Annotated in this window: 17 protein-coding genes; 6 read left to right on the forward strand and 11 right to left on the reverse strand. The window is 76.0% G+C overall.

The window, feature by feature from the left end; genetic code table 11:
• Positions 1 to 22: 22 nt before the first annotated feature.
• The gene (locus ACFP3U_RS01145) at positions 23 to 964 is read left to right on the forward strand and encodes a hypothetical protein (RefSeq protein ID WP_380223139.1); all 942 of its coding nucleotides are present in this window, start codon (positions 23 to 25) and stop codon (positions 962 to 964) included.
• 109 nt (positions 965 to 1,073) lie between these two features.
• Here the strand turns inward: ACFP3U_RS01145 and ACFP3U_RS01150 are convergent, their stop codons facing one another.
• The 5 genes from ACFP3U_RS01150 to ACFP3U_RS01170 all read right to left on the reverse strand — a co-directional run bounded on the left by ACFP3U_RS01150 (position 1,074) and on the right by ACFP3U_RS01170 (position 5,273).
• Positions 1,074 to 1,445, reverse strand: a complete 372-nt coding sequence (locus ACFP3U_RS01150) for a hypothetical protein (RefSeq protein WP_380223140.1) — start codon at positions 1,443 to 1,445, stop codon at positions 1,074 to 1,076.
• A 109-nt stretch (positions 1,446 to 1,554) separates the two neighbouring features.
• Entirely contained in the window at positions 1,555 to 1,716 is a 162-nt protein-coding gene (locus tag ACFP3U_RS01155; protein ID WP_380223141.1) for a hypothetical protein, read from the reverse strand.
• Between the two features lie 251 nt (positions 1,717 to 1,967).
• Entirely contained in the window at positions 1,968 to 3,188 is a 1,221-nt protein-coding gene (locus ACFP3U_RS01160) for a cytochrome P450 (RefSeq protein WP_380223142.1), read from the reverse strand.
• A gap of 85 nt (positions 3,189 to 3,273) precedes the next feature.
• Positions 3,274 to 3,492 carry a ferredoxin gene (locus ACFP3U_RS01165; RefSeq protein WP_380223144.1) on the reverse strand — a complete coding sequence of 73 codons (219 nt, stop codon included), beginning with the start codon at positions 3,490 to 3,492 and terminating at the stop codon, positions 3,274 to 3,276.
• Between the two features lie 170 nt (positions 3,493 to 3,662).
• A complete protein-coding gene (locus tag ACFP3U_RS01170) occupies positions 3,663 to 5,273 on the reverse strand; it encodes an ATP-dependent DNA ligase (RefSeq protein ID WP_380223145.1) in 1,611 nt (536 codons plus the stop codon).
• A gap of 243 nt (positions 5,274 to 5,516) precedes the next feature.
• Here ACFP3U_RS01170 and ACFP3U_RS01175 point away from each other — a divergent pair, with 243 nt between their 5' ends.
• The 3 genes from ACFP3U_RS01175 to ACFP3U_RS01185 all read left to right on the forward strand — a co-directional run bounded on the left by ACFP3U_RS01175 (position 5,517) and on the right by ACFP3U_RS01185 (position 9,074).
• Positions 5,517 to 6,002 (forward strand): GNAT family N-acetyltransferase, encoded by a 486-nt coding sequence (locus ACFP3U_RS01175; protein WP_380223146.1) that lies wholly within the window; start codon positions 5,517 to 5,519, stop codon positions 6,000 to 6,002.
• A 237-nt stretch (positions 6,003 to 6,239) separates the two neighbouring features.
• Positions 6,240 to 7,259 carry a CAP domain-containing protein gene (locus tag ACFP3U_RS01180; protein ID WP_380223147.1) on the forward strand — a complete coding sequence of 340 codons (1,020 nt, stop codon included), beginning with the start codon at positions 6,240 to 6,242 and terminating at the stop codon, positions 7,257 to 7,259.
• A gap of 249 nt (positions 7,260 to 7,508) precedes the next feature.
• Complete coding sequence (locus ACFP3U_RS01185; RefSeq protein WP_380223148.1) at positions 7,509 to 9,074, forward strand: sigma-70 family RNA polymerase sigma factor; 1,566 nt, start codon at positions 7,509 to 7,511, stop codon at positions 9,072 to 9,074.
• A gap of 54 nt (positions 9,075 to 9,128) precedes the next feature.
• On the opposite strand, the gene ACFP3U_RS01190 is transcribed toward ACFP3U_RS01185, so the two are convergent.
• From ACFP3U_RS01190 to ACFP3U_RS01205, 4 genes are all read right to left on the reverse strand, one after another.
• A complete protein-coding gene (locus tag ACFP3U_RS01190) occupies positions 9,129 to 9,377 on the reverse strand; it encodes a hypothetical protein (protein ID WP_380223149.1) in 249 nt (82 codons plus the stop codon).
• Between the two features lie 44 nt (positions 9,378 to 9,421).
• A complete protein-coding gene (locus ACFP3U_RS01195) occupies positions 9,422 to 10,447 on the reverse strand; it encodes a hypothetical protein (protein WP_380223150.1) in 1,026 nt (341 codons plus the stop codon).
• Positions 10,434 to 10,955 carry a SigE family RNA polymerase sigma factor gene (locus ACFP3U_RS01200; RefSeq protein ID WP_380223151.1) on the reverse strand — a complete coding sequence of 174 codons (522 nt, stop codon included), beginning with the start codon at positions 10,953 to 10,955 and terminating at the stop codon, positions 10,434 to 10,436. The genes ACFP3U_RS01195 and ACFP3U_RS01200 overlap by 14 nt, the downstream gene beginning before the upstream one ends.
• Before the next feature lie 551 nt (positions 10,956 to 11,506).
• Positions 11,507 to 13,048, reverse strand: a complete 1,542-nt coding sequence (locus ACFP3U_RS01205; protein ID WP_380223152.1) for a M1 family metallopeptidase — start codon at positions 13,046 to 13,048, stop codon at positions 11,507 to 11,509.
• Positions 13,049 to 13,485: 437 nt separating this feature from the next.
• On the opposite strand from ACFP3U_RS01205, the gene ACFP3U_RS01210 reads away from it, so the two are divergent.
• The gene (locus tag ACFP3U_RS01210; RefSeq protein WP_380223153.1) at positions 13,486 to 14,382 is read left to right on the forward strand and encodes a carbohydrate kinase family protein; all 897 of its coding nucleotides are present in this window, start codon (positions 13,486 to 13,488) and stop codon (positions 14,380 to 14,382) included.
• Between the two features lie 6 nt (positions 14,383 to 14,388).
• Here the strand turns inward: ACFP3U_RS01210 and ACFP3U_RS01215 are convergent, their stop codons facing one another.
• Complete coding sequence (locus ACFP3U_RS01215; protein ID WP_380223154.1) at positions 14,389 to 14,919, reverse strand: 2'-5' RNA ligase family protein; 531 nt, start codon at positions 14,917 to 14,919, stop codon at positions 14,389 to 14,391.
• Complete coding sequence (locus ACFP3U_RS01220; protein ID WP_380223156.1) at positions 14,906 to 15,463, reverse strand: GNAT family N-acetyltransferase; 558 nt, start codon at positions 15,461 to 15,463, stop codon at positions 14,906 to 14,908. Before ACFP3U_RS01220 ends, ACFP3U_RS01215 begins: the two co-directional genes overlap by 14 nt.
• Before the next feature lie 197 nt (positions 15,464 to 15,660).
• Between ACFP3U_RS01220 and ACFP3U_RS01225 the strand changes: the two genes are divergently transcribed.
• Positions 15,661 to 16,611 (forward strand): polysaccharide deacetylase family protein, encoded by a 951-nt coding sequence (locus ACFP3U_RS01225; protein WP_380223157.1) that lies wholly within the window; start codon positions 15,661 to 15,663, stop codon positions 16,609 to 16,611.
• Positions 16,612 to 16,669 lie beyond the last annotated feature (58 nt).

A 16,669-nucleotide genomic window follows, 5' to 3' on the forward strand; every position in this document is an offset into this window, starting at 1 on the left:
CCCCGCCGGGTACGGCCTCAGCATGGCAATCTTCAGGAAGCCGGGACGCTCCGGGCAGCCCGCGCCCACCCCGGACGACGTCGCCGACGAGTTGGCCGGCCTGGTCGAGGAACTCGAACCGGCCGCCCCCGGGGCGCCCGCCGAGGGCGCCGGGGGCGTCGCCGAGTACCGCGCGGACACCGAGCGCGGTCGGCGGCGCGGCGCCCAGCTGGTCACCGACATCGCCCGCCGGCTCGGCAGCGGCGGCCGGGCGGCGGCCAAGGGCGCCGCGTTCGGCGGCCGGGCGCTGGCCGAGCAGTTGCTGCAGGCCGCCCCGCGGATCCCCGTCCGCGACCTCGCCACCCTGCGCGCCCAGCACCCCGGCGCCACCGACCCGGAACAGCTCGCCGACCTGCTGGTCACCGGCGCGGGCCGGGCCTCCAGCGCGCTGGGCGCGGGCGTCGGCGCCGCCGCGATGCTCCCGGTGCCGCCCGCGATGCCGCTGGAGATCGCCGCCGAGACGCTCGCCGTGGCGGCCGTCGAGATCAAGCTGATCGCCGAGCTGCACGAGGTCTACGGCCTCCCCGCCTACGGGAGCACCACCCAGAAGGCCGGCGCCTACGTCACCGCCTGGGCCAACCGGCGCGGCATCGACGGCTCGCTGCTCGCCAAACCGGCCGGACTGGCGGCGATGGCGCTCGGCGGCGAGGTGCGCCAGCAGGTCCGCCGCCGGCTCACCCGCAGCTCGCTGCGCCGGCTGCCGTCGCTGACCCCGCTGCTGGTCGGCGCGGGCATCGGGGCCACGGTGAACCTGCGCGACACCCGCAGGGTGGCCCGCGAGGTCCGCGCGGACCTGCGGGGCCGCCGCCCGGTCGACCCCGGGTACTGGGCCGCCGCCGCCCCGGTTTCGGGACCGGCCGAGGGAGGACCGAGGCTCACCAAGGGGTCGGCGGGGTCCAGGGCGGAACCGGACGACCGGCCGTGAGGCGTGCGTGAGGTGTGCGTGAGGCGGCTGTGCGGCGGTACTGACCGACCCCGGGCGGGCTCGGTCAGTACCGCCGCACAGCCGATGGGCCGGTCAGCCGGTCAGCCGGTCAGCCGGTCGGGGCCGGCGGGGCCCCGGAGCCGCGCCCGGTCTTGACCGCGTTCACCATCGCCTGGTGGACGGCCCGCGCGGTGGTCTCGTCGGCCGCCGGGACGGGGCTGCCGGCCACCGAGTACCAGTCCAGCGCCCCGGTGTACTGGACGGTGAGCCGCGCCTCGCCGTCCACCCAGGTGGTGTGCACGGTGAGGTCGCCCGAGATCGGGCCGACCTCGACGGTGGTCACCCCGCCCGGTCCACTGATGATCGACTGCGTGGTCCAGGTGGCCCACGAGGCCCGGGGGTCCACCGGCGGCTCCACCGGCCCCGTCGGTCGCTGCCCCGTCGGTCGCTGCGCCGCCGTGCCCTGCTGCTGTTCGGTCATGCGCCCATCCTCTCCGGCCGGTCCGCCGCCGTGCGGGCGGCGACACCGGCGGTCGCGGAGGCCGCCCAGGGGTCGGGCGGCCTCGTGGCAACTCGTCGGTTCGAGCGGATCAGCTGCTCGCCCCCGGTTCATCCTGGGGTTCGCCCTCCGCCTGTGAGGTGTCCTGCGCGTGCAGGTTCTGCATCGAGGTGATGCCCTCCTCCGGGTCGGCCGCGCGGACGTCCTCGTCCTGGTCGACGCTCACCTCGGAGCGTGCGCTCATGTCGGTCATCGCGGGCTCCGTCTCCTCGGCCGGCCGGGGCGTCCGGGCCCGCTGCGGTACGCCGTGGTGCCGGGCGGCCGCCGGTCCGGTTTCTGTCTCGCACCTCCAGCCTGCCCCCGCGCCCCCGCGAGGGCCAACCGGACCGGCGTCCCGATGGTCCGCGGGCCACCGGGACGCCGGTCCACCGAGCCGGGTCAGCCGGTCCGAGCCGTGTCCGGCGGCCCGCGTCCGCCCGTCCGCGCCCGGCCGCCCGCGGGCGGTCACCAGGCGACCGGCAGCTCCCTCAGCCCGTAGATCAGCGCCTCGCTGCGGAACTCCAGCTCCTCCTCCGGCACCGCGAGCCGCAGCCCCGGCAGCCGCCGGAACAGCGTGGCCAGCGCGATCTGCAGCTCCGCCCGGGCCAGCGGCTGCCCCAGGCACTGGTGCACGCCGAAGCCGAAGGCCATGTGCCGGCGCGCCTCGCGGTCGAGGTCGACCTCGTCGACGCCCAGGTGGCCCTCGGTGCCGAAGAGCTCGTCGTCCCGGTTGGCGGTCGACAGCATCGCCATCACGCCGTCCCCGGCCCGGATCAGCGTGCCGCCGAGCTCGACGTCCTCCAGCGCCTGCCGGGGAACCCCGGTGTGCACGATGGTGAGCAGCCGCAGCAACTCCTCCACTGCCCCGGGCACCGCCGCCGGGTCGGCCAGCCGGGCGGCCTGCTCCGGGTGGCGCAGCAGCAGCGCGGTGGAGAGTCCGATCATGTTGGCGGTGGTCTCGTGCCCGGCGACCAGCAGCAGCACGCCGGTCGAGGCGATCTCGCGCGGGGAGAGGTCCTCGCGGGTCACCAGCCGGCTGAGGATGTCGTCCCCCGGCTCGGTCCGCTTGAGTTCGGCGAGCCGGGCCAGGTAGTCCAGCAGGTCCTCCTGCGCCCGGGTCACCACCCGGTCGTCGGCCTCGATGTCCAGCATCAGCCGGCTGTTCGCCTGGAACTCCTCCCGGTCCTCGTACGGGACGCCCAGCAGCAGGCAGATCACCAGGGAGGGCACCGGCAGGGCGAAGTCGGCGACCAGGTCGGCGGGCCCGTTCGGGCCGCCCCGGGCGGTCATCCGGTCGAGCGCCTCGTCCACGATCCGCTGGATGCCGGGGCGCATCTCCTCCACCCGCTTGACCAGGAAGTCCCCGGTGACCATGCGGCGCAGCCGGGCGTGCTCGGGGTCGTCGAGGCGGATGAAGGAGGGGTTGGCGGCGACGAGTTCGCGTCGGCCCTCGGTCAGGAAGGGGAACGCGGGCCGGCGGGCGTCCGCGCTGAACCGGTGGTCCGAGAGCACCGTACGGACCTCCTGGTAGCCGGTCACCAGCCAGCAGGGGCTGCCGTCGGGGAGTTCCGCGCGGGTGACCGGGCCGGTGCTCGCGGCCTCGGTGTAGGCGGGCGGCGGCGCGTACGGGCAGGCCGTGTCGTGCCGGGCGGGGATCAGGGTGACGGGGGCGGTGGGTGTGCTCAAGGTGGTCTCCTCGCGTGACAGGTGGGGCTGTGGGCCCGTGGCAGGCGGTGGGAGACGGCGGGCGGTCGCTAGGGCCGGACAGGCCCTAGGTGGCGGAGCCGGCCCCGTCGTCCTCGGTGACGGTGATCGCGCCGCCCGGGCAGAGCTCGGCGGCGAGCCGCACCTCGGCGAACCGTGGTGCGGGTACGGCGGTCAGGCGGACTCTCACCAGACCGTCCTGGTCGTCCTGTTCGAAGATCTCCGGCACGGTCATGACGCACTGGCCGGAACTGCAGCAGCGGTCCCGTTCGACGTTCACGTGCATGTCGGGCAAACCTCTCTGGTGTGGCACCGGATCGCCCGGGCCGTGCCGCCCCCGCTTTCGTCGTCAAACTAACCCCGGATCCCGTCGCACACGAAGAGAGCACGGCCGTCCGGCGCAGAATGGCCGATTTGCCTCCGGTCGTGAACGAGTGTGAGGAAAAAGAAGTTTGATCACTCGTCAGACGGGATGTCCGGTCCGGCTGCGGGTGCGACCGGCCCGTCCGGTCCGACCGCCGGTGCGAGCCCCTCCGCCGCCGCGATCTCCCGGACGGTCCCGACGGTGTCGGCCTCCGCCGCGCTCTTGTCGGGCCGGTAGCGCACCACCCGGGCGAACCGCAGCGCCAGCCCGGCCGGGTAGCGGGGGCTGCGCTGGAGCCCGTCGAAGGCGATCTCCACGACCAGATCGGGCCGCACCCGCACCGTCCAGGCGTCCCGGTCGACCTCGCGGGCCAGCAGCGCCTCGGTCTGCCGGGCCAGGGTCTCGTCGGTGAGCCCCTTGAAGGTCTTGCCGAGCATCACCCAGGGGCCGAGGCCCGGCTCGCCGCCCGACCGCGCGCCCAGGTGCAGGTTGCTCAGGAAGCCGGTCCGCCGGCCGCTGCCCCACTCGGCGGCCAGCACCACCAGGTCCAGGGTGTGCCGGGGCTTCACCTTGATCCAGCCCGCGCCGCGCCGCCCGGCCCGGTAGCCGGCCGCCGGGTCCTTCAGCAGCACGCCCTCGTGGCCGCGCGCGAGGGTCTCCCGGAAGAACGCGAGGGCCTCCTCCCGGTCCCCGGTCTCGGTGCGGGCCACCCGCAGCCCGGCCGGGACGGCCTCGGCCAGCGCGGCCCAGCGGTCCCGTCCTGGCCGGTCCACCAGGTCCTCGCCGTCCCGGTGCAGCAGGTCGAAGAAGTGCGCGCTGAGCGGGACTTCGGCGCGCAGCAGCTCCGGGTCCCGGCGGGCCGCCGTCCGGGCGGCGGTCTCCTGGAAGGGGCGCGGCCGGCCGTCCGGACCGAGGGCGATCGCCTCGCCGTCCAGCACCGCCGACCGCACCGGCAGCGCCAGCGAGGCCTCCACCACCTCGGGCACCCGGGCGGTGATGTCGTCCAGCGACCGGGTGAAGACCCCGACGTCCCGGCCGTCCCGGTGCACCTGGACCCGGATCCCGTCCAGCTTCCACTCCAGCGCCACCGGCCCGGGGAAGCGCTCCAGCGCCGTGCCGACGTCCGGTGCCGACGCCGCCAGCATCGGCCGCACCGGCCGGCCCACCTCCAGCCGGAAGGCGGCCAGCGCCGGCTCCCCGGCGGTCAGCGCGGCCGAGGCCACCGCCCGCGCCGAGCCGCGGAACATCAGCGCCCGCCGCACCGTCGCCGCCGGCACCCCGGCGGCCCGGGCGACGGCGTCGGCGACCACCGCGTCCAGGGCACCCTGGCGCAGATCGCCGACCAGGACGGCGCGCAGGAAGGCCTGTTCGACGTCGGTGGCCCGGCCGAACAGTCCGGCCAGCAGCCGGTGCCGCTCCGCCCGGGCGCCCGCCCCGTGCACGGCGGCGATCGCCTCCAGCACCTGCTCCGTCTCGCGCACCCCCAGCACCGGCTCGGCGGCGGGCGGCGGGAGCTCGCGCAGGGCGGCCGGGCCGAGGCCGGTGCGCAGCCGCTGCGACTCGCCCGAGAGCAGCGCGACGGCCGAGGGCGCCTCGTCCGGACCGAGTGCGCGCAGACAGTCGGCGAGCAGCTCGGTCTTGGCCCGGCGGCCGGGCTCGGCCGCCACGGCGCGCGAGGTCTGGGCCAGGCGGCGGAGCAGCATCGAGGGCCTCCTCGGGAGGGGCGGTGGGGCGGGCAGGGGGCGGGCGTCCAGGATCGGCGATGCGGGCCGCCCGCGCGCGGGGACGACCGGCCGCCGGCGCGGGGCGGCGACTGCCGCTCCGTAGCAAAGCGGTCGTGTTCTTGGCCGTCCTGTCGATCGGCGCGGATCCGACGGGCCGTCATGCTGTCCGGCGTCCACCCGTGCACGCACGGTACCGACCCCCCACCCACGAGGAGCCTCCCCATGAGCCCGACCAGCAGCGCGCCGACCGCCGACCGGTGGACCGTGGACGCGCCCACCGGCGACGACTTCGCCGCCTGGCGGGAGCTGTTCCGCGACTACTGCGCGTTCTACCGGGTGCCGATGCCCGACGGGAAGGCCGAGCTGGTCTGGTCCTGGCTCACCGATCCGGCCCACGAACTGGACGGCCTGCTGGTCCGCGACACCGACGGCACCCCGGTCGGCCTGGCCCACTACCGCCCCTTCGTCCGTCCGCTGCACGGCGCGGTCGCCGGCTTCCTCGACGACCTGTTCGTCACCCCCGCCGCCCGCGGCACGGGAGCGGTGGACCTGCTGCTCGCCCGGCTGCGCGAGATCGCCGCCGAGCGCGGCTGGAACACCGTCCGCTGGATCACCGCCGACGACAACCACCGGGCCCGCAGCAAGTACGACCAGGTCGCCACCCGCACCATGTTCGTCACCTACGACATGCCCCCGGTCGGCGCCTGACCGGCCAGCGGGGTCGGACGGCGGGATCGGCCGGCGGGGTCGGACGGGGCCCGGTCGGTCGGGCCTACCGGGTCGGCCGGCGATGCGGCATCATGGCCCACCGCCGCCCCGCCGGTGCACCGGTTCGTTCGGAAATCAGTTCGTGCTTTTCTGTTATCCGCCCACCGCCCCGTGGTCTCCCAGGTGTCGGCGGTCGTCCGACGGCTCCACCGGATCGAACACAGGAAGCGTGCGCAGGTGAACAGCGAAGACCGGACCAGCATCCTCCCCGCGACCGGGCGCCCCACCGGCGCCGGCGGGCGCGGCGCGCGCCGCGCCGCCGAACGGCGGCGGGGCCAGGGCCGACGCCGTCGGCGCGGAATGGTGCCGGTGGTGGCCGTGGTCGCGGCCGTCGCCGGGACGGGCGTGATCGCCGCGGTGACCGGCGCCGGGTACGCGGTGTACCGGGGCGAGGAGGGCAGCGACAGCGGGGCGCGGGCGGCGGCCTACGCGCCGCTGGTCGCCGCCGAGGCCGGCGACCTGAACGGCATCCAGGTGCCGGGCGCGGGCGGCGAGCCGGCACCCGACCCCGCCGCGACCGACCAGGCCCGCGCGGCCACGACCACCCCCGCGCCCACCACCGCCCCGGCGACGCCGTCGGCCTCGGCCGGGACTCCGGGCCGGAGCGCCTCCACCGCGCCGACCACCGCCTCCGGCAGCCCGCGCAACCCGGCCGCGAGCCCGAGCGCCGGCACCACCGGCGACAGCACGGCCGGCGCTCCCGACCCGGGGAAGCCGACCACCCCGGCCGCGACCTCCTCCGCCACCACCGCCAAGCCCTCGACGACCGCCCCGCGTCCGACGGCCACCACCGCCCCGGGCGGCTCGTCGAACAGCTCTTTCGCCCAGCAGGTGGTGGACCTGGTCAACAACCAGCGCTCGCAGGCCGGCTGCTCCCCGCTCAGCATGGACTCCAAGCTGACCACCGCCGCCCAGGCCCACAGCGACGACATGGCCAACCGCAACTACTTCGACCACGCCAGCCCCGAGGGCTACCACGCCGACCACCGCATCGAGGCGGCCGGCTACCGCTGGAGCGCCTGGGGCGAGAACATCGCGCGCGGGCAGAAGGATCCGGCGGCGGTGATGGAGTCCTGGATGAACAGCCCCGGCCACCGCGCCAACATCCTCAACTGCTCCTTCAAGCAGATCGGCGTCGGCGTCCGGACCGGTTCGGGCGGCCCCTGGTGGACGCAGGTCTTCGCCTCGCCGTCCTGACTACCTTCCTGACCACTGTCCCCGCACTGTCACGACTGCCCTGCTGACCGCTTTCCCGCATCGCCTTCCTGATCGCGTCACCGCCCCGGCCGGGTCGACGGAGGCCGTTCGGACCCGCACGGGCCCGGCCGGCGGCTCCGTCGTCCGCCAATTTTCCGAATCCGCGCGAATTGTTGTTATCTGAGCACTCCCCACAGGTCTCCGAGGAGGCAGCGGCGGACGGACGACAGCTGGACGGAGTGCGGACCCATGAACGTTGACGTGCAGAGCAGGACCGGGACGACCCTCGTGCGCGCGGCACAGGCGGGCGACCCGCAGGCGCGCGAGGCGCTGGTCGCGGCCTGGTTCCCGCTCGTCTACAACGTCGCCGGCCGGGCGCTGAACGGCCATGCCGACGTGGACGACATCGCGCAGGAGACCATGATCCGGGCCCTCGACGGCCTGGAGGGGCTGCGCGACCCGGGGGCGTTCCGGTCCTGGCTGGTCGCGATCACCATGAACCAGGTCCGCAGCCGGTCGACCGGCCAGCAGCAGGCGGCCGTCGGCGGCCTGGACGAGACCTGGGAGATGGCCGACCCGCGCGCGGACTTCACCGACCTGACCATCCTCCGGCTGGGCCTCTCCGGCCAGCGCCGGGAGGTCGCCGAGGCCACCCGCTGGCTGGACCCGGACGACCAGGAACTGCTCGCGCTCTGGTGGCTGGAGGCCTCCGGCGAACTCACCCGCGCCGAGCTCGCCGAGGCGCTCGACCTGACGCCGCAGCACACCGCGGTCCGGGTCCAGCGGATGAAGAAGCAGTTGGAGGCCGGCCGGGTGGTGGTCCGGGCGCTCACCGCCTACCCGGCCTGCCCGGGGCTGGGTGAGGTGACGACGGGCTGGGACGGCACACCGAACTCGGTCTGGCGCAAGCGCATAGCCCGGCACGTCCGCAGCTGCGTGTCCTGCGACGGGCTGGGGCGCGACCTCTTCCCGGCCGAGGGGCTGCTGGCCGGGCTGGCGCTGGTGCCCGTGCCGATGGACTCCCCGAGCGCGCTCGCTTTCCAGGCCGCGGGCGCCACGGCCGACGGATCGTCCGGCGCCGCGACGTCCGGCGGAAGCGGTGGCGGCGCCTCTGGCGGCACCCCGCCCACCGACCCGGCCGGCGGCTGGGCCCTCCGTAAGACCGTACTGGCGGGCGGGACGGCGGCGGTGCTCGCGGCGGCGACGCTGGCGATGGTCTGGCCCCAGCTCACCCAACCGGCCGGGCCTGCACCCGAACCGACCACTCCGGCCACCGCCCTGGACGCCACCCTGCCGCAGTCCGCCGCGCCGACACCGGCGGCCGAACCGCCCGCGCCCAGCCCGACGGCCACCACCCCGCCCGCGCCGAGCAGCCCGGCGGCCACCCCGACCGCGACCCCGAGCAGCAGTCGGCCGAGCACCGCCCCGCCGAGCCTGGAACGCCAGCTGGTCGACCTGGTGAACGCCGAACGGGCCCGGCGCGGCTGCGGCCCGCTGCGGATCGACCCGAAGCTGCACACGGCCGCCCAGAAGCACTCCGAGGACATGGTCGCCCGGAACTTCTTCGACCACCTGACCCCCGACGGCACCCGGGCCGACGCCCGGCTCAACGCGGTCGGCTACCGCTGGTCGCAGTGGGGCGAGAACCTCGACCGGGGGCCGAGCGCCCCGTCGACGGTCTTCTCCCGGTGGATGGACGGCGGCATCCACCAGTCGAACATGCTGGACTGCGCCTTCAAGGACGTCGGCATCGGCGTGGCCACCGGCCCGGCCGGCCTCTACTGGACCCAGGACCTGGGGGCCCCGCTCGGCTGACCGGCGCGCTCGGCCCGTCGGGTCCGACCGCCTGCCCGTCCGCGTACCGGTACGTCAGGACGGCAGGCTGACCAGACCCGGCGCCTCGCCCGTGACGTGGCCGGTCGCCTGGCCGACCACGCCGCCGGCGTCCCCGACCTGCCCCGGCAGGGCGTCCGGCGCCGCGGCGAGCGGGCCGCTCTGGAGCGGTCCGGCCAGGTCGCCCTGACCGCCGACGGCGGCCGCGTGGGCGCTGGGAGCGGTCAGGGAGGCCACGACGCCGACGGCGAGCGAGGCGACGGCGAGCATGCTGCGCTTCTTCACGCCCTGTCCAACGACGCTCGGCCACCCGGGTTACGGGGCAGGGCTCAGCCGGCCGAGGTGACCGGGCTGTTCGTGGCGGTCCCGAACAGGCGGACCGAGGCGGCGAACCGCTCCAGCATCGCGAGGGTCTCCTTCGACGGGCGCCGCGTACAGGCCGACAGGTCCACCACCTCCGCCTGCCCGGTCGGGATGATCACCTGCTGCGCGCGGAGCTGCCGGGTGCCGCCCTGGGCCGAGCACTCCCGGTCGATCGTGGTGTCCTGGAGCAGGACCGACTGGCCGATGGCCTTGGTGACCACCTCGTTGTCGCGGATCAGCCGGATCGAGACGAACACCCCGTCGTCGGCCAGCACCCCCGAGGCGGGGCACAGCGGCGCCTGCCGGCCGTCGCGGATCGGGCAGTCGGGCTCCCGGGCCAGCGGCTGGGAGGCGACGGAGCCGACGCTCTCCGGCCATCCGGGGGCGGCCAGGAGCGTGCGGTCGTACCAGGCGTCCGGGACGTCGATGATCACGCCGTCCAGCGGGGTGAACCGGGTCGGCCTGACGGGGTAGGACCCGTCCTCCGCGGTGTCCGCCGAACCGTCACCACCGGCTTCGACGCCGGGCGCGCCCTCCGGCGTGGGGCGCGCCGGGACAGCCGGTGACGTGTTGGGCAGCATGGCGGTCGGCGTGGCGGTCGGTGTGCCGGCCGGCATGTCGGCCGAGGCCCCCGGGGAGCCGGCGGGCGAAGCGGTCGGGGAACCGGCCGGCGGGATCGCGCCGAGGGCCGGTCCGGAGGCGGCGGGGCTGAGCACGATGCCGGTCGGACCGGGGGCGAGCGCCGGGGCGGCGGCCAGCACGGCCGCGGTCAGACCGACGGCCAGTCCGGCCGCGAGGGCGGCCCGCCGACGGTACCGCCGCGTCCGGGCGGCCCGCGCCAGCACGCGTTCCATCCGGTCCTCGGGCGCCGGCAGATGGGGCGCGGCCAGCTGGAGCAGGACCCGCAGTTCGTCCGCCACCTCGCGGTCCTCGTCCGCCGCACGGTTCAGGGCCGCCTCCGGGTCCCAGCCGGAGTAGTCATGCTCCGTCACGACGACCCCCGTCCAGGAGCAGCTCCCTGGCGGGGAGCTTGCCGCGCAGCGCCTGCAGGGCGCGGTGCGTCTGGCTCTTGACGGTGCCCGTGCTGCAGCCCAGCGCCTCGGCGGTGTCCTCCACACTGAGGTCCTCGAAGAACCGCAGCACCACCACCGCCCGCTGCCTGGCCGGCAGCGCCCGCACTGCGGCCACCACCACCTGGCCGGTCACCACGTCGTCGAAGGGGTCCTCGACCGTCGGCGGCTCGGGCAGCCGATCGTGCGGCAGCTCGCCCTGCCAACGGCGCCGCCACCAGGAGACGTGCGAGTTCACCAGGACCCGGCGGACGTACGCCTCGGGCCGGTCGATCGCGACCTGGTCCCAGCGCGGCCACACCTTGGCCAGCGCCGTCTGGAGCAGGTCCTCGGCCAGATACGGGTCGCCGGTCAGCAGCCAGGCCATCCGGAGCAGCCGGGGGCTGCGGGCGGCGACGAACTCCTCGAAGTCCGGTCTCGCATCGCTCATCCCGCCGCCCCTGCCATGCCGCTCCCGCTGCCGTGTCCGTTACCCGCGCCGCCAGGTCAGTGGCGGCGGTCCTGCCGGTCGGCCGTGGCCGCCGGGTCCTCACTCTCGTTCTCACGGCTGCTGAACGCGCTGAGGTTCGCCCCTGGTTGCCTGGCCGACCGGCCAATTTTCCCGGGTGGCCCGGTTCGGGCCCTCGGCGGGGTCGCCCGGGGCGCTGCGCGACGGCGGTCCGGGCCGGAGGAAGGGGCGGGCGGGGGTGCGGGCGACGGGGTGGGCACGGGTCGGCCGCGAACGTTGGACGGCCCGCGAGCCGGCCGGGACTGGGCCGGGCGGCGGGCGGGCCGTGGTCACCACGATCCGCTCGCCACCGGCACCCGCCAAGGGCGCGCGGAGGGCGCCCGGGCGCACCGGCCGGGCGCGCCGGGTGCGGCCGGTTCACCGCCCCCGCGCCGTCCCGCCCCGCGCCTCCCCGGCCCCGGCCCGTCCCTGGCCCGTCCGCGTACGTCCCCGTACGTCCCCGGCCCGTCCCCGCCGCTGCGGCACGTCCGCCGTCAGAGCGTCCCCGACCCGTGCGGCGCACCTCCCGTCCGCCGTGCGGCGCCCGGGTCGACCGGGTCCACCGTCCAGTCGGGGTGCCCCGGCATCGGCGGGGTCCGCTCGCCGTAGAGCCACTCGCGCAGGAAACCGCTCAGCGGCTGCCCGGAGACCTCGTCCGCCGTGCGCAGGAAGTCCGCGGTGGTGGCGGTGTCGTGGCGGTGGCGCCGCAGGAAGGCCTGCTCGATCCGGTCGAACACCTCGGGCCCGACCCGCTCCCGCAGCGCGAACAGCACCAGAGCGCCGCCGGTGTACCGCTGGCTGTCGAACAGCGTCGCGGCGGTCGGCGCGGCCACCGGGCCGGAGTCGTGACGCCACTGGTCGCCCTTGGCGTAGACGCTCCGCATCCGGTCGGCGAGGGTGGTGAAGCCGCCGGAGTCCGGCCAGCCGCGCTCGTAGCGGTACATCAGCCCGTAGAGGTCGGCATGGCCCTCGTTCAGCCAGAGGTCGGCCCACGTCCCCGGGGTGACGCTGTTGCCGAACCACGAGTGCACCAGCTCGTGCATCATGTGCGAACCGATCTGCCGCTCCGGCTGGCGCAGGAAGTTCGGCTTGTAGAGCGTGAGCGTCTGCGTCTCCAGCCCGGTGAAGTCGAACGCCGCCGGGTCGTCGGTGTCGGCGGGCAGCAGCCCGTACGTCTCGAACGGGAACGGCCCGAGGTGCCGCTCGACCCAGGCCAGCTGGTCCGGCGTCAGGGCGAGCGCCGGCTCCAGGTCGGCGGCCCGCGCGGTGGGCACGACGTCGCGCAGCGGCAGCCCGTCGTGGCTCCGGCGCTCGCGGACGGTGTAGCGGCCCACCGAGGCCTGGAGCAGCTCGGTCGCCATCGGCTCGCGCGAGGTGTACCGCCGGGTGGTGGTGCCGTCGGGGTGCGGCTCGGTGGCGGTGAGCAGACCGTTGGCCACGCCGTACAGCTCGTCCGGCGCGGTGACGGAGACGGTGAAGCGGGCCTTGTCGCCCGGCCGGTCGTTGCACGGGAAGACGGTGTGCGCGCCGTCCGGCTGGCCGGCCACCGCGAAGCCGTCGGGCGTCACCACCCAGCCGGTGTGCGGCAGCGCGGCCCGCGGATCGGCGGTGTACGCGACCTCCACCTTCAGGGCGGCGCCCGCCCGGACGGGCCGCGCCGGAACCACGGTCAGCTTCTCGTCGTGCGCCCGGAAGCCGGCCGGGCGCCCGTCGACCCGCACGGAGTGGACGTCCAGACCGAGGGCGTCCAGCTCCAGGCTCGCCAGCGCGGTGCGCGCGCGGGCGGTCATCACCATGGTGGCGTCGACCGTCCTGGTCGCGGGGCGGTAGGTGAACGCGAGGTCGTAGGAGCGCGCGTCGTAGTCGGTGGTGCCGAGCGCGGGGTACACCGGATCGCCGGTGCCCGGCGGCCGGGCGTCCATGGCCGGCGGGCTCTCCTCGGGGGTGTCCGCGGCCGCCGGGGCCAGGCCGAGCGGGAGCGCCGCGAGCGCGAGCGTGGCGGCGAGGACGGAACGGTGCCAGGACAAGGTGATCACCTCTCTCAGGTCGGACGGTCCCGCGCCCCGGTCCGGGCGGGGCCCGTTCCGGTGAGCGATCTTCCGGGCACGGACCGTAGCAGAGGGCTCCGACAATCCGCCGCCCCCACTGCCCTGACCTGCGAAGATCGCCTCTGGACCCGGGCCGCGGGGACCGGGGCGACACGCGGCCGTCCCCCGGACGGACCACCGTGGTGGCCGAGCGGCTGCGCGGTGTCATACCTTCGAAGAGCCCCACCCCCTGACGGGTGGGGCCACGGCCGTCGGAGAACCTGGCCAGGTCCGGCGGCCGTACTCATGCCCGCGTGCGGACGCCCGCACGCCTCTGCCCGGCCCCGTGCACGCCGTCCCCGGGGGTCCGGGCCACCTCGTAGGCTGGGCAGCCGTGCCGGCCGCCCGCAGCCCCGCCGGCGCACCGGACCGGCAGGAGCAGCCCCGTGACCAGCCCGCACTTCGTGGTGATCGGCGAGTGCGTCGCCGACGTCGTCCGCACCGACGGCGGACCCGATGCCGTCCACCCCGGCGGCAGCCCGGCCAACGTCGCGTACGGGCTGGCCCGGCTGGGCGAGCCGGTCACGCTGCTCACCCAGCTCGCCGAGGACCCGTACGGCCGGCTGATCCGCGCGCACCTGGAGTCGGCCGGCGTCGCCGTCCGGTCCGAGCAGCCGGCGGACGGCACCCCGCGCACCCCCTCCGCGGTCGTCCGGCTGGACGGGCAGGGGCTGGCGCACTACACCTTCGACATCGGCTGGACCCTGCCGGTCGTGGATCTGCCTCTTACGCCGGGGCACCTGCACATCGGCTCGATCGCGGCCGTCACCGAGCCCGGGGCGGCGGCGGTGCTCGCCCTGGTCGAACGGTGGCGCGGCCGGGCCGCCGTGAGCTACGACCCGAACGTGCGGCCCGCGCTGATGGGCGAGCACGCCGGGGCCGTCCGCCGGGTCGAACGCTGTGTGGCGCTGAGTGACCTGGTCAAGGCCAGCGACGAGGATCTCGCCTGGCTCTACCCCGGCCGCACCCCGGAGGAGGTGGCCCGGCACTGGCTCGGCCTCGGCCCGGCCACCGTCGCGGTCACCCGCGGGCCCGCCGGCGCCTTCGCGCTCACCGCCGACGGCCGCCACGCCGAGGCGCCCGCCCGCGCGGTCGAGGTCGCCGACACCGTGGGCGCCGGTGACGCCTTCACCGCCGCGCTGCTGCACGCCCGGCACACCGGCGCGAGCCTCGACGCCGCGCTCGCCCGTGCCACGGCCGCCGCGACCCTGACCGTCACCCGCCCCGGCGCCACCCCGCCCGACGCCGCCGAACTCGCGGCATCCCTGGGCCGGTCTTGGTAACAGGGGTCAGCCGCTGTCGCCCAAAGGGCGGGTCTGCCCGGTCTCGGAGTCGAAGCTGCGGGCCGCGGTGAAGGTGCCCGTGAGGTCGGGGTGGCGGCCGAGGACGGTGTGGGCGCGGGTGAGGTCGTCCGGGGTGAGGCGGCGGGTGAGGCCGAGGTGCGGGGACCAGCGGCCGGGGACGTAGTGCCGGTCCGGTTCCTCGGCGCCGTCCAGCGCCTCCCAGGCCCGCTGGTGGAGCCGCACCAGCTCGACCGTGGGGACGATCGACCAGCTGAGCACCCGGCGCCGGCTGCGCGCCGCGAAGGACAGCAGGCCGGTCAGCCGGACGGTCAACGGCAGGGCCCCGGCGAGGAGTTCGTCGAGCCGCTCGGGCGCCCCGGCGGGCATCCGGGCGCAGGCGGCCAGGGTCAGGTGCGGGCGGTGGCCGGGGTGGGGGTTGTGGGCGAGGCTGTCCACCCCGCCGTCCGCGAGCCGCTGCCAGACGGTGCGCACGGCGCGGTCGAACGGCGGGTCGCAGAGCAGCTCAACGGTCTGCACGGGCCCCGTCCGGCAGCTGCTCCGGCGCGAGGTCCTTGGCGTACCAGACCTCGGCGTAGGGCCCGTGGCTGTACGCGGGGATCTCGCGGTACCCGTGCCGGCCGTACAGCGTCCGGGCCTCCACCAGGTCGAGCCGGGTGTCCAGGACGATCCGCCGGGCGCCGAGGGCCCGCGCGGCCTCCTCGACGGCGGCGAGCAGCCGCGCGCCGCCGCCGCTGCCGCGCCGGGAGGGCCGGACGTACACCCGGGTCAGTTCGACGGTCGTGGCGTCCACCGTGCGGAGGCCGGCGCAGGCGTCCGGCTCACCGCCGTACCGGCCGAGCAGGAAGACGCCGGTGGGCGGGGCGAGGTCGTCGCTGGGCGAGTCGGCCAGCCCGGTCTCGATCTCCTCGGGCGTGCAGTCCCGCCCGAAGTGGAGCCGGTAGTACCGGTTGGCGACGTCGGTGTAGTACTCGCGCAGCAGGGCCAGGGCCTCGGCGGACCCGACATCGGCGGGCGCGACCGCCCAGCTTCCGGTGGTGCTCTGCCGCGTACTGATCGTCATGCGCGCATTATCGGTCGCCGGTCGATCGCGCCGCGAACCCTTTTCGATCATCGACGGGCGGGAAGGCGCGCGGGAGGGTGGGCGCGCGGGCGCGGCTCCCGATGGGCCGGGTGGGTGACGGGGGGATTGGGTGGACGGCGTGTCGGGGGAGCAGTGGGTCTATGGATAGACCATCAGATAGTCGTACTAATGGGGGGTTGGCGGGGCGTCGCCGGGCACCGGCCGGGCTGGTCGCCGCGGCGTGCCTGGCCGCCGCCGTCGCGGGGTGCGGCGGGCCGGCCGGGGAGGGCGCGGTGCCGTCGTCGGAGCGGACCGGGGCGAGCACGGCCGCCGACCGAGGCGCACCGCGGCCCCCGGCCGCACCGGTGGCCCTGCCGGGGCCGGCCCTGGCGGAGGAGGAGACCAGCAGCGAGGCGGTGGCCCGCCGGGCCGAGGCCGTCCGGGCGACGCTGGAGACCGCCCGTCGCTGGGGCCTGGCACGGCCGCCGCTGCCCGCCCCGCAGCCCCCGGCGAGCCGGCCCGCGCTGCGCGCCGCGCAGGGGGTGAAGCTCGCGGACGGGCTGCCGCCGGTGGTCTACCGGGTGCCCACCGAGGAGCGGATCGTCTTCCTGACCGTGGACGACGGCGCCGAGAAGGACCCGGAGTTCAGCCGGATGGCCGGCGAACTGGGCATCCCGCTGTCCACCTTCGTCGCCGACTACCTGGCCCGCTCCGACTACGGCTACTTCCGCGGGCTGGCCGCCCAGGGCGACGCGGTGAACAACCACACCATCAACCACCGCAACCTCAAGGTCCTCGGCTACGCCACCCAGCGCGACGAGATCTGCCGCCAGCAGGACCAGTTGGAGGGGCAGATCGGCGCCAGGCCGCGGCTGTTCCGCCCGCCCTACGGCGAGTACAACGAGGACACCCTGCGGGCCGCCGGCTCCTGCGGCATCGAGGCGGTGCCGATGTGGAACGAGGAGGCGTTCCCGGACCGGATGGAGTACCGCTACGACGACCAGCGGCTCCACCCGGGCGACATCATCCTCACCCACTTCCGCGGCACCGACCTGTGGCCCGGCACCATGCCCGAGCTGCTGCGCAAGGTGGTCGACGAGGTCACCGCGCAGGGCTTCGCCCTGGCCCGCCTGGACGACTACCTCTAGGGCCCGCCCGCTCCGGTCGGCGGCTCAGTCGAGCGAGAGGGCGTCCAGGTAGGGGTCC

Source organism: Kitasatospora misakiensis (assembly GCF_042656005.1).
Taxonomy (GTDB): Bacteria; Actinomycetota; Actinomycetes; order Streptomycetales; family Streptomycetaceae; genus Kitasatospora; species Kitasatospora misakiensis.

Bases quoted from the DNA above. Each gene is read 5' to 3' on its own strand.
- ACFP3U_RS01145 (WP_380223139.1), top strand. From the start codon at position 23: ATGGCAATCTTCAGGAAGCCGGGACGCTCCGGGCAGCCCGCGCCCACC.
- ACFP3U_RS01150 (WP_380223140.1), bottom strand. From the start codon at position 1,445: ATGACCGAACAGCAGCAGGGCACGGCGGCGCAGCGACCGACGGGGCAG.
- ACFP3U_RS01155 (WP_380223141.1), bottom strand. From the start codon at position 1,716: ATGACCGACATGAGCGCACGCTCCGAGGTGAGCGTCGACCAGGACGAG.
- ACFP3U_RS01165 (WP_380223144.1), bottom strand. From the start codon at position 3,492: ATGCACGTGAACGTCGAACGGGACCGCTGCTGCAGTTCCGGCCAGTGC.
- ACFP3U_RS01170 (WP_380223145.1), bottom strand. From the start codon at position 5,273: ATGCTGCTCCGCCGCCTGGCCCAGACCTCGCGCGCCGTGGCGGCCGAG.
- ACFP3U_RS01175 (WP_380223146.1), top strand. From the start codon at position 5,517: ATGAGCCCGACCAGCAGCGCGCCGACCGCCGACCGGTGGACCGTGGAC.
- ACFP3U_RS01185 (WP_380223148.1), top strand. From the start codon at position 7,509: ATGAACGTTGACGTGCAGAGCAGGACCGGGACGACCCTCGTGCGCGCG.
- ACFP3U_RS01200 (WP_380223151.1), bottom strand. From the start codon at position 10,955: ATGAGCGATGCGAGACCGGACTTCGAGGAGTTCGTCGCCGCCCGCAGC.
- ACFP3U_RS01220 (WP_380223156.1), bottom strand. From the start codon at position 15,463: ATGACGATCAGTACGCGGCAGAGCACCACCGGAAGCTGGGCGGTCGCG.